The sequence below is a fragment of the uncultured Roseibium sp. genome (assembly GCF_947499295.1).
Classification (GTDB): Bacteria; Pseudomonadota; Alphaproteobacteria; order Rhizobiales; family Stappiaceae; genus Roseibium.
The window spans coordinates 110,161-126,542 of the sequence record NZ_CANMNP010000009.1; the positions used below are offsets into that span (position 1 = coordinate 110,161).

The 16,382-nt window shown below is 55.1% G+C and carries 15 protein-coding genes; 2 read left to right on the forward strand and 13 right to left on the reverse strand.

The window, feature by feature from the left end:
* Nucleotides 1-18: 18 nt before the first annotated feature.
* The 8 genes from Q0835_RS15570 to Q0835_RS15605 form a co-directional block, all read right to left on the reverse strand.
* Entirely contained in the window at nucleotides 19-1,284 is a 1,266-nt protein-coding gene (locus Q0835_RS15570) for a cytochrome b/b6 (RefSeq protein ID WP_265683766.1), read from the reverse strand.
* A 25-nt stretch (nucleotides 1,285-1,309) separates the two neighbouring features.
* Entirely contained in the window at nucleotides 1,310-1,873 is a 564-nt protein-coding gene (gene petA / locus Q0835_RS15575) for a ubiquinol-cytochrome c reductase iron-sulfur subunit (RefSeq protein WP_298812569.1), read from the reverse strand.
* Between the two features lie 297 nt (nucleotides 1,874-2,170).
* Complete coding sequence (locus tag Q0835_RS15580) at nucleotides 2,171-4,009, reverse strand: ABC transporter ATP-binding protein (RefSeq protein ID WP_298962734.1); 1,839 nt, start codon at nucleotides 4,007-4,009, stop codon at nucleotides 2,171-2,173.
* A 2-nt stretch (nucleotides 4,010-4,011) separates the two neighbouring features.
* Nucleotides 4,012-4,440 (reverse strand): hypothetical protein, encoded by a 429-nt coding sequence (locus Q0835_RS15585; RefSeq protein ID WP_298962737.1) that lies wholly within the window; start codon nucleotides 4,438-4,440, stop codon nucleotides 4,012-4,014.
* 408 nt (nucleotides 4,441-4,848) lie between these two features.
* Nucleotides 4,849-6,732 carry an EAL domain-containing protein gene (locus Q0835_RS15590; protein WP_298962740.1) on the reverse strand — a complete coding sequence of 628 codons (1,884 nt, stop codon included), beginning with the start codon at nucleotides 6,730-6,732 and terminating at the stop codon, nucleotides 4,849-4,851.
* Between the two features lie 131 nt (nucleotides 6,733-6,863).
* Complete coding sequence (locus Q0835_RS15595) at nucleotides 6,864-8,183, reverse strand: HAMP domain-containing methyl-accepting chemotaxis protein (protein WP_298962743.1); 1,320 nt, start codon at nucleotides 8,181-8,183, stop codon at nucleotides 6,864-6,866.
* A gap of 157 nt (nucleotides 8,184-8,340) precedes the next feature.
* Nucleotides 8,341-8,742 (reverse strand): DUF2177 family protein, encoded by a 402-nt coding sequence (locus Q0835_RS15600; RefSeq protein ID WP_298812586.1) that lies wholly within the window; start codon nucleotides 8,740-8,742, stop codon nucleotides 8,341-8,343.
* Nucleotides 8,743-8,838: 96 nt separating this feature from the next.
* Nucleotides 8,839-10,692, reverse strand: coding sequence for an ABC transporter ATP-binding protein (locus tag Q0835_RS15605; protein ID WP_298962746.1), 1,854 nt, complete (start codon nucleotides 10,690-10,692; stop codon nucleotides 8,839-8,841).
* Between the two features lie 160 nt (nucleotides 10,693-10,852).
* Here Q0835_RS15605 and Q0835_RS15610 point away from each other — a divergent pair, with 160 nt between their 5' ends.
* Together Q0835_RS15610 and hemF are read left to right on the forward strand one after the other, a co-directional pair.
* Nucleotides 10,853-11,335: a tRNA (cytidine(34)-2'-O)-methyltransferase gene (locus Q0835_RS15610; protein ID WP_298812592.1), complete on the forward strand. Its 483-nt coding sequence runs from the start codon at nucleotides 10,853-10,855 to the stop codon at nucleotides 11,333-11,335.
* Nucleotides 11,336-11,376: 41 nt separating this feature from the next.
* Nucleotides 11,377-12,303 (forward strand): oxygen-dependent coproporphyrinogen oxidase, encoded by a 927-nt coding sequence (gene hemF, locus Q0835_RS15615; RefSeq protein ID WP_298962749.1) that lies wholly within the window; start codon nucleotides 11,377-11,379, stop codon nucleotides 12,301-12,303.
* 47 nt (nucleotides 12,304-12,350) lie between these two features.
* On the opposite strand, the gene Q0835_RS15620 is transcribed toward hemF, so the two are convergent.
* The 5 genes from Q0835_RS15620 to Q0835_RS15640 all read right to left on the reverse strand — a co-directional run bounded on the left by Q0835_RS15620 (nucleotide 12,351) and on the right by Q0835_RS15640 (nucleotide 16,357).
* Complete coding sequence (locus Q0835_RS15620; protein WP_298812598.1) at nucleotides 12,351-13,463, reverse strand: HD domain-containing phosphohydrolase; 1,113 nt, start codon at nucleotides 13,461-13,463, stop codon at nucleotides 12,351-12,353.
* Between the two features lie 128 nt (nucleotides 13,464-13,591).
* A complete protein-coding gene (locus tag Q0835_RS15625; protein ID WP_298962750.1) occupies nucleotides 13,592-14,836 on the reverse strand; it encodes a CCA tRNA nucleotidyltransferase in 1,245 nt (414 codons plus the stop codon).
* 4 nt (nucleotides 14,837-14,840) lie between these two features.
* Nucleotides 14,841-15,101, reverse strand: coding sequence for a DUF6111 family protein (locus Q0835_RS15630; protein WP_298812602.1), 261 nt, complete (start codon nucleotides 15,099-15,101; stop codon nucleotides 14,841-14,843).
* Nucleotides 15,101-15,751 (reverse strand): CoA pyrophosphatase, encoded by a 651-nt coding sequence (locus tag Q0835_RS15635; protein ID WP_298962753.1) that lies wholly within the window; start codon nucleotides 15,749-15,751, stop codon nucleotides 15,101-15,103. The genes Q0835_RS15630 and Q0835_RS15635 overlap by 1 nt, the downstream gene beginning before the upstream one ends.
* 24 nt (nucleotides 15,752-15,775) lie before the next feature.
* Entirely contained in the window at nucleotides 15,776-16,357 is a 582-nt protein-coding gene (locus Q0835_RS15640) for a DUF1285 domain-containing protein (protein ID WP_298962907.1), read from the reverse strand.
* Nucleotides 16,358-16,382: the final 25 nt, after the last annotated feature.

Consider the following 16,382-nt stretch of genomic DNA (forward strand, 5'->3'; position numbering starts at 1 on the left):
CTCCTGATCCGGTTCGCGTTACTTCGTTTCCGGTGCTGCAGCCGCAGCCGCCGGTTTGCCTGATCCACCCTTCAGCACAGATTCTGAAATCGAAGCCGGAAGCGGCTTCGGTTTTTCAAGGAAACCGAGCATCGGCAAGATGACCAGGAAGTGCGCGAAGTAGTAGGCGGTGAAGATGCGCGAAAGCGTCACGTAGATGCCCTCCGCGGGCATTGCGCCCAGATATCCAAGAGCCACACAAACCGCTGCAAAAATCCAGAAGAACTGCTTGAACAGCGGACGGTAGGCGCCGGAGCGCACCTTAGAAGTATCCAGCCACGGCAGGATGAACAGAACCGCAATCGCACCGAACATCAGCACAACACCACCCAGCTTGTCTGGAACGGCTCGCAGGATCGCGTAGAACGGCAGGAAGTACCACTCAGGAACGATATGCGCAGGCGTAACCAGCGGGTTGGCCTCGATATAGTTGTCGGCATGACCCAGATAGTTCGGCAGGTAGAATGCGAACCACGAGAAGAAGATCATGAACACGACAATCGCGAACAGGTCCTTCATCGTGTAGTACGGATGGAACGGAAGCGTATCCTGTTTGGTCTTCGGCTGAACACCGGTCGGGTTGTTGTTGCCCGTCGTGTGGAACGCCCATACGTGCAGGATCACCACGCCGAAAATCATGAACGGCAGCAGATAGTGCAGCGAGAAGAACCGGTTCAGCGTCGGATTGTCGACAGCAAAGCCGCCCCACAGCCAGGTCACGATGGCTTCACCGACCAGCGGGATCGCGGAGAACAGGTTGGTGATAACCGTTGCGCCCCAGAAGGACATCTGGCCCCATGGCAGAACGTAGCCCATGAAGGCTGTACCCATCATGATCAGGAAGATGATCACGCCGAGGATCCAGGAAATCTCGCGCGGCGCCTTGTAAGAACCGTAGTAGAGACCGCGGAAAATGTGAATGTAGACGGCGATAAAGAACATCGAGGCGCCGTTAGAGTGCAGATAGCGTAGCATCCAGCCGAAATTCACATCACGCATGATGTGCTCAACGCTGTCGAATGCTGCGCCGGTGCTGGGCGTATAATGCATCACCAGAACGATACCGGTCAGGATCTGCGCGATCAGCACGAAAAACAGGATACCACCGAAGGTCCACCAGTAGTTCAGGTTCTTCGGGGTCGGGAAATCTACAAAGGAACCGCGCATAAGCGAAATAACCGGCAAGCGGCTTTCCAGCCACTTGGCCGCAGCGCTTTGCGGTACATAGTTTGAATGTCCAGCCATGGCTGTCTCCTAAAAATGTCTGCCGTTAGCCGATCTTGATCGTCGAGTCGCTAACGAACTCGAGCGGCGGAATCAGCAAATTCTCGGGAGCCGGGCCCTTACGGATACGGCCGGCAGTGTCATAGTGGGAGCCATGGCAAGGGCAGAACCAACCGCCAAACTCACCCGCGTCACCAATCGGAACGCAGCCAAGGTGTGTACAGATGCCGATCTGTACCAGCCAGTTTTCCTTGCCCTCAACACCACGGTTCGGGTCTGACGCATCCGCGTCGGCCGGAAGGTTGGCGTTTCGCGCCAGTTGGTCCGGCAAATCCGCGATCGGCACGGATTTGGCTTCGTCCACTTCCGTTTCAGTGCGGTTGCGGATGAATACCGGCTTACCGCGCCACTTAACCGTGATTGACTGCCCCTCTTCAACGGCAGACACATCAACTTCAATAGATGCCAATGCCAAGGCGGAAGCATCCGGGTTCATCTGATCTATGAACGGCCATACCAACGCGCCGGCGCCTACAACGCCCATTGCCCCGGTCGCGATGTAGAGAAAGTCACGGCGGTTCGGTTCTTCCGCATCCGTGTTGTGTGCCAAGGTCGCGTCCTCTTTTATGTTCAACCTGTACCGAAAGCCCACGCACGGTCCAAACCCTTCTGCCCCAGAAGGACCTCGGAACCATGCCGGGCTCTACGGAGACCGGGCGCCCTCAAACGCGCACCGATCAAGCGGTTTGTCTTTTTGCACCCTTCGAAACGCTTGTCCAGTTCAACAAACGCCCTAGAACGCATATGTCGCAGGCAAAACCGCTACCGCGTTCGTTCAGACCCTATTTTGGCACGGAGTGCAAGACCGGAAATGGATTTCCCGGCCCTGCTTTTTGTGACGGGACCACTAGGCTGCCTGAACGGGAGCCAGGAAGCCGCCCGACTGATGTTGCCAGAGCTGGGCATAAAGGCCATTCCGGTCAAGCAATTCCTGATGCGAGCCTTCCTCGATGATTCGGCCATTGTCCATGACTATCAGACGATCCATCGCCGCGATTGTCGACAGCCGATGGGCGATCGCGATCACGGTCTTGCCTTGCATCAATTCGAACAGGCTTTCCTGGATGGCGATTTCCGCTTCGGAATCAAGCGCGGAGGTTGCCTCGTCGAGCACCAGGATAGGTGCATCCTTCAAGAGCACCCGCGCAATGGCTATCCGCTGCCTTTGCCCGCCCGACAGCTTGACGCCGCGTTCACCGACATGAGCATCCAACCCGGCCCGGCCATTGAGATCAGTCAGACCACCGACGAACTCTAGTGCCTGGGCCTTGCCGAGCGCGGTCTCGACTTCTTCGCGGCTGACATCCGGCTTGCCGTAGGCGACGTTCTCGAAAATCGAACGATGAAGCAGCGATGTGTCCTGCGTCACCACTCCGACATTTGCGCGAATGTCATCCTGCAGGACACCGGCAATATCCTGCCCGTCGATCAGGATCTTGCCACGCTCCAGGTCGTAAAAGCGTAGCAGGAGATTGACCAAGGTCGATTTGCCCGCACCCGAACGGCCGATCAGACCGATCTTTTCGCCCGGTTGAATGGTCAAGGTAAGATCCTCGATCACACCGGACGCCTTGCCGTAGTGGAAGCCGATCCCGTCGAAACGGATTTCACCTGTTGGCACTTCAAGCGCAGTCGCCTCAGGCACATCCACAACGTCGCGCTCACGCGAAATGGTGTTGATGCCGTCCTGAACCGTCCCGATGTTTTCAAAGAGGCCAGAGACTTCCCAGAGAATCCATTGCGACATGCCCTGGATCCTCAGAACCAGCGCAACGGCAACAGCAATCTCTCCCGTGTTGACGGCTCCCGCCTGCCAGAGACTGATCGACATCCCCGCTACTGCGAAAAGAAGCAGCATGTTAAGTGTCGTCAGCGTGATGTTCATTCCAGTTACCAACCGCATTTGCAAAAACACGGTCTTTAGGAAGGTCATCATCGAAGTCTTTGCATAGTCCTCTTCTCTCGCAGCGTGTGAAAACAGCTTCACGGTCGAGATGTTGGTGTATGCATCCACCACGTGTCCCGTCATGACAGACCGAGCGTCTGCCTGTTCCCTGGAAACGTTTTTGAGCCGCGGTATGAAGATCCGCATCGTCACCAGATAACAGCCCAGCCAGGCCATAAATGGAATGGCGAAATAAGGACTGGCCTCAGCCACGACGAAAAGTGCTGCCACGAAGTAGACAATCACATAGACGAGAATGTCTGCAATCCTCGTGACAACCTCTCTGACGGCAAGAGCTGTCTGCATCAGTTTGTTGGCGATCCGCCCCGCAAAATCGTTTTGATAAAACGAAATGCTTTGGCGCAGCAGATAACGATGTACCCGCCAACGCACCGACATGGGGTAAGTCCCCATCAGGCCCTGATGAAACAGCATCTCCCAAACGGCGGAAACACCCGGCAGCAGCACCAGCACGACCAGCCCCATCCAGAGCAACTGCCGCCAATTGTCTTCAAAGAAAGTCTCTGCGTTCTCGGTGCTGAGCCAGGTGACCAGCTCGCCCAAGAACGTGAAGATCAGAACCTCCAGGACCGCGATGATCGCCCCCAAGACGGAGGCCGTGAGCAAAATGGGCCAAACTGGCTTGGTATAGTACCAACAGAAGGCCCAAAAACCCTTGGGAGGAACTTCGAGTTCTTCGTTTTCGAACGGATCAATGAGCTTTTCGAACCGATCAAACATGATCACCTCTCAGACCCGCTCAACCGTAACACAGTCAAATGCGCCATGGCATCTTCCTGTCCGACCGGTCTCGAATACGGGCGTATCAATCGGCCAGATGCAAATATGAGCATGCTGGCAACGAAACTTGTAAAGGCCAGAGCCAGGACAAAAGTGCCCCAGAAAAGCGCACCCAACTGACCCAGGAACGCGGTCACGGTGAGTTGCTGACCTGCGATTTCCAGAGCCTCAATCCGGCTCAGGTTGAAAAAGAGCACCGGGATGAAAAACAGCCCGGCAACTGCAAATGTAGTGCCCAGGAAAAGAGCTGCGGAGGCAGCTGTCCTTTTCAACCGCACAAGAATACCGGGATCCGGTTCTTCGGGAGGGGACACCTCGAAATCCGGACGGCCTGCCAATGCGGCCAGGTCCGGTGTGAATTGGACTGACATCGGATCGTCTCCGAAATGGGATTTGTCACTGGTGACGGCGGACATACATCGACAGCGTATGCAGCATTGGATCGGCTTGTGCCGGTCACCGCAGATCTTGGAACTATGAATGAGGACTGAGCGCGTCGCTAACGGAGGCGGACAGTAATCCCTGGGCAACCCTCAAGGGCGGCAAATGGGTGGATCATGCAATGATCTATCATGTAGGCCCTCCTGGTTGCGTGGCGGGGAAGCCACTTGTGACTTGGGAATGAGTCAACTTCTAGGAGCTGACTGAAAAAACAGGTACCCGCTTTTGCATCGATTGGGAAGTGAAAATCCGTCATTTCAGTGCACGATCAACGCAACTGTTGCGGATGAGACACAGATCTGACCACCCCTTCTCCGGCACGCTGCCAGAGCGCCGGATCACCCTTTGGCAATGGCCAAATCGGAATGAGCGCTTTCTTCCAGCTCGAATGTCATCACGTGCATTTCCGCCTCCCGCGGAGACACGGGAACGGAAACCACGCTGCCCTGGATCTGCTTGCATCCAAGCTCTCTCAGGACATCGACCTGCCGTGACGTATCCACACCGACTGCGACAGTTTCCAGTCCGAATTGATCCGCAAGCCGAAGAACGGACTGTACAAGCTGATGCCGCTCGCAGTTGGCTTCCAGACCAGCAACGAGGTCCGGGCAGACTTTCATCACATTGGCCGCAACATGCAACAACTGGCCAGCACCACCATGCCCGCCGCCAAATCGATCAATGGCGACCTTGCAGCCAATCCCTTTCAGCGCTTCTATCGCGTCAATAAGCCCATCTTTTTCGTCGAAACGGATGATTTTCTCATCGAGTTCCACGATAAGCGCTTCAAGCGGGATGCCCTTGTCGCAGCTCAGTTTTTGAAGCTCATCAATAAAGCCCGGAGATTTGAAACTCGCCTGAGACAGGTTGAGCGCCATGGTGAAGGGCGAATTTGAAACCTCTCGCAGGTTACGGATCTCCGCAAGCCCGCGCTTCAAGGCGAACATTTCGATCCTTGCTATGCGTTTCTGGTCTTCCTGGATCGATAGCAGTTTGACGGGGTCAACAAGACCTTCACTCGGGTGAAGCCAACGCGCATAAACTTCGTAGCCCACTATTTTGCTCTCGCGAAAACAGTATTGAGGCTCCATCAGCAGTGTCAGATTGCCGTTTTCCAGATCCTGGTCGAGTTGCGCCATAACCATTCGGCGGTGGCGGTGTGTCGCGCCGACAGCATCCGAGTACCAGGCGACCCGGCCACGGCCGGTCTTCTTGGCTTCATAAAGAGCGATATCGGCCCAGTTTATGAGTGCCGACGCACTGACCTTCGCGGTGTCGGCCAGAACCAGCCCGACGCTGCCAGCCACACGCAAATTATGCCTGTCCACGGTGATCGGCCGTTCAAGGCCGCTCATGATCTTCTTGCCAAGACTGTCCAGCTCATCCGCACCGCTTGGTTCCGGTATCACCGCAATGAACTCGTCGCCGCCGATCCTCGCCACCAGCCCCTTGTCGCCGACAGCTGCTTGCAGAACCTTGGCGGCGTGCCGCAAGACGGCGTCACCTGCACTGTGACCGTGGTTGTCATTGATATCCTTGAAGTGGTCGAGATCAAATTGGATGATCCCGAGCTTCCGGCCAGACCCGTTTTTCTCCTGCACGAGCTCCTGCAAATAAGTCGACAGTTTCGAGCGGTTGGCAACGCCGGTCAAATCGTCATGCTCTGCCTGGAATTTCAGCCTGTTCCGCGCATCTTCCAGTTCTTTGACGTGCTCAACCTGAGTTGTCACATCGCGGCAGATCAGGATGATTTTCGTCTGGTCCGGCGTTGCACCATCGACCACGGCAAAGGTCAGCTGGTTCCAGAATATCTCGCCATTCTTGCGCTGATTCATGATCAGCTCCTCGACACCGGACTGAAATCGGGTCAGGTCGTACTTGAAGTTGTCGATCTCTTCAGCAGGCAGCTGTTTTTCGTCGGGCAGAATGAATTCTTGCGGTCGTCGTCCCCGAATTTCTTCTGAGCTGTAGCCTGTTATGCGGGAATAGGCAGGGTTTGACCACTCGATACGCCCATAAATATCCTGCATGACCAGGCCTTCATGAACATGCTCGACGACAAGCTGCAGGATGGCGGTATCGTTTCCGAAACCAGACAGGCTCTCCGCCTCGGGAAGCGCAGGCTTCCGCGTTCCCAATCGATAGGCGACGAGGAACACGACAACCGCTCCCAAGCAGAAAATCAGATACTGCGCTGGCGGCGACGCCAAGATCTCTGCCATGGTTTTCTTCGATTCAAAATATGCTCCGCATTAGTGTAAGGCATCAATCCTGAACCAATCTCTAAAAGAGCGCAGATTTACTTAAATACTGTCAATTTTAACTAGGAAAACTCTATAGATCGCAAGTAAAGTCAGACGGCCCTGACACTCTGGAGAAATTGGCCGACTTGCGATTGAAGGCTATCTGAGTAGTTGCCGAGTTCGGATGCAGCCGACAACATCTCTTCGGTAGCACTCTGGCTGATGTTCATCACGCTACTCAAGGTGTTGACGTTGGCTGTGACAAGTTCTGAACTGCTTCGCGCCGCCATTGCATTGTCACCTATGTCCTGGCTTGCCGCTGACTGTTCCTCCACGGCATCCCGGATCTTTCCGGAAATTTCACTCACGCGCCCGATTGTTGCTGCAATCGACCTGATCGCTCCCTCGGAAAGTTCGGCCACTTCCTGCACGGAAGTCACTTGCGCAGAAATATCTTCCGTCGCCTTTGTGGTCTGTTCAGCCAGAGCTTTGACTTCATTTGCAACAACTGCAAAACCACGCCCTGCTTCGCCTGCACGTGCAGCCTCAATCGTGGCGTTCAAAGCCAGAAGATTTGTCTGACTTGCGATCTGGCTGATAAGTTCAACAATCTCTCCAATCGCACGTCCAGTCTCAGAAAGCCGCCCGACAACTTCATCGGTCTTTCGTGCCTCCTCAACAGCAGCGCTTGCAATTTCAGTCGCCTGATCGACATCTTCACGGACCCGAAGCAGCGAGCTGGAAAGACGTTCAGCCGATACCGTAACGCAGTCGACAGAACCGCCCGCCTCCGAAGTCGCCTGATACACTTCATTGACGGCAACCAGTGAGGAATTCACAGCTTCGCTCAGCTGGGCAGAATTGTTTTCAACGCTGCCCGCAGCTTTCGTCAGGCCGGCGACAACACCGATTACCGACTTTTCAAAATCATCGGCAACATCTTGCATCAGCGCTTTTCTTTCCTGGCTCATCGCATCCTGATGTGCCTGGTCCTGCCGTGCCTGCTCTTGTGCCTTCTCGACCAGATTGGCTCGAAATCCGGTCACCGATCTCGCAATCTTACCAATCTCGTCCGTTCGATTTTCCCCATCAATCCGGATATCGAGTTCGCCTTCAGACAGTTTGTCGAGCCCGTTTTGAAGGCGGCGAAGGGGCCGCGCGATGCCCAGCGCAAGCACCACGGCAATGCCGAGAAATGCCAGGCCAACCGGTGAAACGACCAGCCCGATCGTGATCATCTGGTCGAAAATAAGAGTGTCGATCTTTGAGACGACATTACCGGACAAGAACTGCTCTGCTCCGGTCTTTGTTCCAATTTCCTGCAACAGCGCTTGCCGAAACACATAGAACGCAAATGCAGTGCCAGCCATCATGATCGCAGCGGCCGTGAAGACCATTGCGACAAACCGGCCCTTTATTGAGAGTGTCACGCTACTTCCCCGATTGAAATTCAGCAGGCGACGGTGGACCGCGGGATCGCGCCCAATCACCTCATGAGCGAGATACTACCGACTTGCACGTAAAAATTCAGTAACGACCCAAGATGAGAACTAATACTTACACACCAAAGAAGCCCAACATCTCTGATCAAGTAACCAGACGCGTGAGAATGTAACCCATACCAGCGGAGAAAGCAGACAAAACAGTCCCCCATGAAACATCGACAACGACCACAATAACAGGCCAGTTTTTCAAAGTGGCATAATTGGTTACATCATAGGTCGCATAAGTAAAGAAGCCGAACAATGCCCCGTAAATGATTGCGGTCATAAGACTCTCACTCTTGAGAGCTGGCGCGACAGCGAAAATAACAATCCCTACTATATAGATAATGTAGAAAGCGCCTGCCGCCGCCATGTTCGGCTTGTCCATCAGGAGATGGCCAATTCGATCGAAATAGAACCGTGTCGCCACCTGCGACAACCACACATAATCCACCCCAAGGAAAACAAGAGCGGTTGCAAAATAGGCGATAACGTTCTGGAGCATCGAGACCTCTGAAGTTTTGAGCTCCTTGTACGCGAACTGCCAGACACCAGATCAGCCCATGATTCTTTGGCTCCAACACAACCCGTTGACCGGGGATCAGCCGGTTTGCGGCTCTTCAATGAGAAAGCCGCCTGATTGCCGACGCCACAGTTTGGCATAGAGGCCGTCATCGTCAGCCAACAGCATCTCATGCGTTCCTTCCTGTAAAACCCTGCCCTTGTCCATGACAATCAGCCGATCCATTGCCACAATCGTCGACAAGCGATGCGCAATTGCAATGACCGTTTTGCCTGCCATCAACCCCTGGAGGTTTTCCTGTATGGCAGCCTCCACTTCAGAATCGAGTGCGGACGTTGCCTCGTCCAGAACAAGGATCGGCGCATCCTTCAGCAACACTCGGGCAATTGCGATACGCTGCCTTTGGCCACCAGACAGTTTGACACCCCGTTCTCCCGCGAAGGCATCAAATCCCTTGCGGCCACGCTGGTCTTCCAAAGACTGAATGAATTCGAAAGCGTGGGCCCGTTTGGTGGCTTCCGCGAGCTCTGCCTCGCTGGCATCGGGCCTGCCGTAGAGAATGTTTTCGCGGATCGATCTGTGAAGCAGTGAGGGGTCTTGCGTGACCATGCCAATAACATGTCGCACAGAATCCTGAGTGACGTCCCGAACATCCTGGCCGTCAATCAGAATACGACCCGCCTCTACGTCGAAGAAGCGGAGAAGGAGGCTTGTCAGAGTTGTCTTGCCGGCTCCAGACGGTCCAACCAATCCAACCCGTTCTCCTGGGGCAATGTTCAGATTGAGATGATCGATCACGCCACCCTTCTTGCCATAGTGGAAACGGATGCCCTCAAATTGAACCTTGCCTTCAGAAACGGTCAAATGCGGTGCATCCGGCCGATCGGACAGGGCAATCGGCTTGACAACGGTCTCCATGCTGTCCTGCAGGGAACCGAAATGCCGGAACAGACCGTTCAGTTGATTGAAGAAACGGTTCAACAAGATATTGAGACGCAGGATCAGGCTGAGCGCGAAGGCGACATGCCCGGTGCTAATTCCTCCGTCCTGCCAAATTTTCAGCGCCATCGCGGTAATCGCAACAATCATGACACCGTTGATCACGCTCATGACAATCCGAATGGAGGTCAACAGCCTCGTAAACGATGTCAGTTTTGCAATGAAGGCCTCAACCGCCGCCCGCGCTCCTCGGTTCTCTGTGAGCGTTGAACCGAAAAGTTTGACTGACTGAATATTGGTGTATGTGTCGACCAGCCTTCCTGTCACACCAGAATAGCTGTTGGCTACTGCTCTGGAGGCATCGCGTATGCGCGGGACGAAATACCGAGCGGTCACGGCGAAACACACGAGCCAAATCAAGACAATGCCGCCCAGCCTGATATCAAGATCCGCGACAAGTATCAGTGTGGTGAGCGCGTAAACGACAATGAACCAGGCAACCTGCAGAAGGTTGATCATAAAGTCGCCGGCGGACATGCCCGACTGCATGACCTTTTGCGAAAGCCGGCCCGCCAGATCGTCCTGGAAATAGCTGAGGCTCTGTTTCATCACGCGCTTATGGCTCTGCCATCGAACCAGATTGAAAAAGCCCGGTACGATGGTCTGCTCTTCCAGTAGCGCCATTAGTGAATTGTTCAACGTACGCACGACAAGAACCACGAAGACCATGCCGAGCAGCGTCCAAAAATGATCGCTGAAAAAGGTTTCCCTGTTTCCGGTTTCCATAAGATCGACGATCTCACCCAGAAAATTGAAGATCGATACTTCGATAAACGCAGCTGACCCGCCGAGAACGAGCATGGCCACAAATGGCCAGCGCACCTGGGAGACGAAGTAGACAAGCGCAGCGACGCCGCCCTTCGGGATATCCTTGTCAGGTGCGGGCCGAAATGGATCGATCCAGGATTCAAAGATGCGAAAGAGCGGGGACAACGAGGCACTCCATGGGCCGGGCGCGAATCTGTTTGATATCCTACGCGCCTGTCTGTCACATGGCCCGGACAAAATCGAAACCGATAAGCTCGCAGTCGCATGACAAAACAGACTACAGCTGTTAATCACCCTTCCCCGCTGCCCCAGAGACCTGGAACAAATGCCCGACATTGCCCTTTATCAGCCTGATATTCCGCAAAATACGGGAACCATTTTGCGATTGGCAGCCTGCCTGAACACGAAAGTCCACCTGATAGAGCCGGCGGGCTTTCCTATTTCTGACAGTGCACTCAGGCGTGCCGGGATGGATTATCTTGAGCGTGCAGCCATGACGCGGCACATTTCGTTTGCCGAGTTTGAAGCCTGGCGCACCGAGCGACGTGCGCGCCTCGTGCTTCTGACAACGAAATCCGCAACGCCCTACACCGCGTTCGACTTCAAAGACGACGACATTTTGCTGATGGGCCGCGAAAGCAGCGGGGTTCCCGATGATGTGCATGCAAATGCCGACGCCCGCATCATCATTCCGATGGCCGAAGGCATGCGCTCCCTGAATGTCGCCGTATCAGCAGGTATGGCTCTTGGTGAAGCCTTGCGACAGACAGGCACATTTCCTAAAAACCTCTCCGACGCTACTTCCTGAAGTCAGCACCAGTCAGCCGTCAACCAGACAGGGCCAAATTCATGAACGCACCTTCACCGGAAAACCGTGGCGGACCCATCCCGGACGGCATCGATCAGAAGAAGGCGGACGCGCCATTCTGGTTTCGGCAACTCAGAGACAGGATCTGCAAGGCATTTGAAGACCTGGAAGACGAAATCGGCGAAAAGAGCGGCCCACTTTCGGGCCAACCCGCGGGCCGCTTCAAGCAGACACCCTGGGAGCGCACCGACAGCACCGGAGCAAAGGGTGGTGGCGGTGTCATGTCGCTCATGCACGGCCGAGTTTTCGAAAAGGTTGGTGTGCACATCTCGACTGTCCACGGAGAGTTCTCACCGGAATTTCGTGGCCAGATCCCTGGCGCAAGCGAAGATCCCAGGTTCTGGGCGTCCGGCATCAGCCTGATCGCGCACATGCACAATCCTCATGTGCCCGCCGTCCACATGAACACCAGAATGGTTGTGACAACACGTCAGTGGTTCGGCGGTGGCGCGGATCTCACCCCGGTCCTCGACCTGCGGCGCACGCAGCAAGACCCGGATACCGTGTCGTTCCATGAAGCCATGCAAGGAGCTTGCGATGCGCATGACGTCGCAGACTATCAGCGCTACAAGGCCTGGTGCGATGACTATTTCTATTTGAAACACCGCAACGAAGCGCGTGGCATAGGCGGCATCTTCTATGACTACCTGCATAGCGGAGACTGGGACGCGGATTTTGCCTTCACCAAGGATGTTGGGTTGGCCTTTCTGTCGGTCTATCCAGAACTGGTGCGCCGAAACTTTGAAAAACCCTGGAGCGAAGAAGAGCGGGAAGAACAGCTGATCCGGCGCGGCCGATATGTAGAATACAATCTGCTCTACGACCGTGGAACGATTTTTGGGCTCAAGACCGGTGGCAATGTCGCTTCTATTCTTTCTTCCATGCCACCCGTGGTGAAATGGCCCTGATCTCTAGAGCACATACATAAAATGATGCATCGCTTGCTGGATGTACCCTAGGCGGCCGAACCCCGGCGTACTTTCTGTTCAGAGCGGTTGAGCGCTCCAAAGCCATTGTCGAGCAGCATGCGCGCAAATGCGGACACCATCTTCTGATCCAGCTTCGGCCCCATATCCTGCAGCATTGAAATTGCAGTCCGCGCTGGAAGGCCTTCTTTGTAGGCTCGTTCTTCCGTCAATGCCGTGAAGATGTCGCAGATCGTAATGAGCCGAACCTTGAGCGAGATCCTCTCGCCCTTCAGACCATCGGGATACCCGGTTCCATCCAGATACTCATGATGCTGGATCGCCATCTTCTTGATATCGATCGGCAGTTCAAGCCGCGGCTTCAGAATTTCCCGGCCGTATGAAGGATGCTTGTCAATGATGGCCCGCTCCTTTTCCGTCAGTTTGTCGGCCTTGTCCAGGATAGAGAGCGGAATGCGCGTTTTTCCGATGTCATGCACCAGACCACCGGCAACCACCTCTTCGCATTCCCCTTTCGACCAGCCCAGATGGTTGGCAAACATTCCGGCCAGACCGGCAACTTTCAAGGAATGACTATAGGTTGGGCTATGGTGCGAATTGACTGCCTCCATCCAGAAGGACAGACCTTCCTGCAACATCGCATTGAAGATTTCGCTTGCGCTGGTCTTCAACACACTGACCGGGATCTTTGTACCTTCAGCGCTTGCAAGACACATGTTTTCCAGAAAGACATTGCCCTTCTTGTAAGCCTCGACGGTTTTCTGCGGCATCCGTGCAGGCAGATCCTCCGCAATATCCTTTTGCGTGAGTGAAGTAAGCCGGCGCAGGATGAGCGCCAAAGGCGTCTCCCGGTCCAGCATCTCAGACTTTCCAAGGGCTCCGGCCTGGATCACTTCCCGGCGGTTTTTCCTGGCAACGAAACAGATAACCGGGATCGCGGCAATGCTGCCCCATGCCGCCTTCAGCGCAATCAATCCAGCATCGGTTGCGTCAAGTAACTCCACGATTGCGATCTTGCCCTCACCGACCGTCCCTGGTGACACCTTGTCCATGTCGATCAGACGGGCATGAAAAAACAACGGCAACCGCCTGACCGGTGACTCCATCGGGAGCGGACCATCCGAGATCAGAACAATTTCCATTACGGCCTCATCTAGAACCGGCAGACAATCGTCATGCGGTTACGCCATCACAAGATTGATGAAGTTTCTAAGGTCATATTGCCGGTATTTGCTTTAAAAAGCGCTAAATAGCTCAGATCCGGCGCTTGCTACGGCCTGGACGGCAAAATCCTGATCAGTTCGTCCTTGCCGAGCAAAAATCCACTATCCCGCCATCTGATTTCAAGCTGATTAAGCAAGTCGCCAAGAGATGGCCCTGGTGCGTGACCGCACGCGATCAGGTCGGCACCTTTGAGAGGAAACTTCGGCACTTCTGTTGTGCGCAGACCGGTCAGTCTGGTCTCAAAGCCGGATCCATCAGCCTGACTTTGCGCCAGCAAGGAGGCCCACCTGACAAGCAGTCCATCGACTGCTCCCTGCCGGCCAAAGTCATACAACAGCACCTGGCAGGATGGGAAGACATCGGCCTGTCGGAGGCATTTCATCGCCTCCCAGGCTGTTTTCATGCGTTTGCGCTCCGCATTAGAGAGACGAAATCGATCACAGATACGTTCCAGATCCTCGTGCACGAAACCTGCCAACACCACCAGACCAACTTCCGGATCAAGCACCTCCGAAGCCTGATCCTCAAGGCTACGCAATGCATCGAAGTCGTTGATCCGTGCAAGACCGCCCGTCGCAATCTCCCAAAGTCCACAATCGTTCATAAGGCGAAGTGCACGTGCGGCCAATGGCGCTCGAAGAAGGCGGCGCATTTCATGACCGATGCGCTCAGCTGAAAGATGCCTCAGCCCCTCGCGTTGACGCAGGCATGCCCCTAATCCGGCCTCATCCATTTCGCCGGCACCATAGGCCGCGTAAATGCGAAAGAACCGCAAGATCCTCAGAAAGTCTTCCCGAATGCGCTGATCCGGATCGCCGATGAACCTGATGCGTCGGCTTAAACAGTCATCGAGCCCACCAAGCGGGTCGTGTAGCAACCCGTGCCGGTCAACGTAAAGCGCATTGAGTGTGAAATCGCGCCGCTTGGCATCCTTGACCCAGTCCCTTCCGAAGACGACCCTGGCCTGCCGACCGAACGTTTCCACGTCCTCGCGAAGTGTGGTCACCTCATAGGGAACGCCATCACTGACAACCGTAATCGTGCCGTGATCGATCCCGGTCGCGATTGGCTTGAGACCTGCGGCCTCAGCACGCCCTATGACGTCCTGGGGCCGAGCGGTCGTGGCAATATCGATATCGGGAACCGGATGATCCAGCAACGTGTTGCGAATAGCGCCGCCAACCACCCGGGCCTGATCTCCATCCTGCTCAACAGCTGCAAAAACATTCTGGATGCCTTGCGACCGAAGCCAGTCTGCCTGCCGGAAAATGTTGTCAACATTCACCGCCATTTTTTCATTCATATCGGCCTGGAACAAATTGACCGTCGCGCATTTCAGACGGCCTCCAACTGGCTCCTTCCGGTGCCTGATTGTAGGAAGCCATGCCCACAAGGCCGCCGACAACGAGAACCAGACCTGTCAATGTCAGCCAGGCGATAGGGCCTTTGGACCAATTGCCCGGCCGATCTTTCTTGTTGCTCAGCCAAAGCCAAAGTGCATAGGCGAAGAAGGGCAAAAGGAACAACAGAAGGTGGGTAAGAAAAACACGTAGCATTAGCCATAAACCGTTTCGTAAAGGGACCGGATGATACCGGCGGTAACACCCCAGATGTATCGTTCGCCGTAAGGCATCTCATAAAAATAACGTCGTTTACCCTGCCACACGCGGCTTTGCTTGATGTGGTTGCCAGGATCCATCAGAAAGCCGAAAGGCACTTCGAAGACGTCTTCGACTTCATCAGGGTTTGCACGAAACGCGGTATCGGCACCGATCATTCCGATCACGGGAACAACCCGGTAACCGGACCCGGTCAGATAGGGGGACAGCCGCCCGATCGGTGCGACACTATCAGGCTTCAAGCCGATCTCTTCATCTGCTTCACGCAGTGCCGCTTCAACAGGCCCGGCATCGGTCGGGTCGATTTTTCCACCCGGAAAGGCAACCTGCCCTGCATGCGATTTCAGATGTCCGGTACGCTGTGTCAGGACAACGCTCGGCCCGTCGTCGCGCGGCAGGATGCCGATCAGCACTGCGGCATCGCGCGGAGGCCCCTCCCAGCGTGCGTACGGCCCAAGATCAGGGTTCAGAACATGGTCACCCGTGTCCTTGTCCGCATTGTCACTCTCTGCCAGCGAAAGACGCTGCTGCAACAATTCGGTGATATCCGCACAGGGCAAAATATGGTTCAACGAAGACGCGGTCATGCAGTCAGACAGCCCATCTGCGGTTCAGTGCTCTTCAGATCCGCGCAAGAGGTCGGGCTCCAACGCAAAAAAAGCACCTCCGCTCCAGATCCCCAGCTCAGTTTCACTATCACTGCCCCGTTCTTCCATCATATCTGCCAGCTGATACATCAGCGCCCGCGTAAACAGCGCTTCCAGCCGGCCTCTGACATGTACATAGGGTTTTAAGCCGCCGCTGTCCGGTTCTTTTTCAAATCTCAAGGGATGGTCGGGGCCAGCCTCGACGAGATCACCGAGATTTGTCCGAAGCGTCAACACCTGGTTTTCACCAGTTCCTTCAGCCGCCAGCTCGACGGCCAGGAAGGGGGCGTCCTCGACGGTGATACCGATCTTCTCAACCGGTGTGACCAGATAGTGCTTGTTGTCCTCATCCCTTCGAAGCACTGAGGCGAACAGTTTGACAAGCGCCTGCCGACCAATCGGCGAACCGAGGTAATACCACGTTCCGTCGCGGGCAATACGGATATCAAGATCACCGCAAAACGGCGGGTTCCACTTGTCGACCGGCGGCAAGGATCGGCCAGTCTTGTCAGCGCGGCTCATCAGGGCTTTCAGTCCCTCGGGCATTCCCTGGCCAACAGTTTTTGCTCCA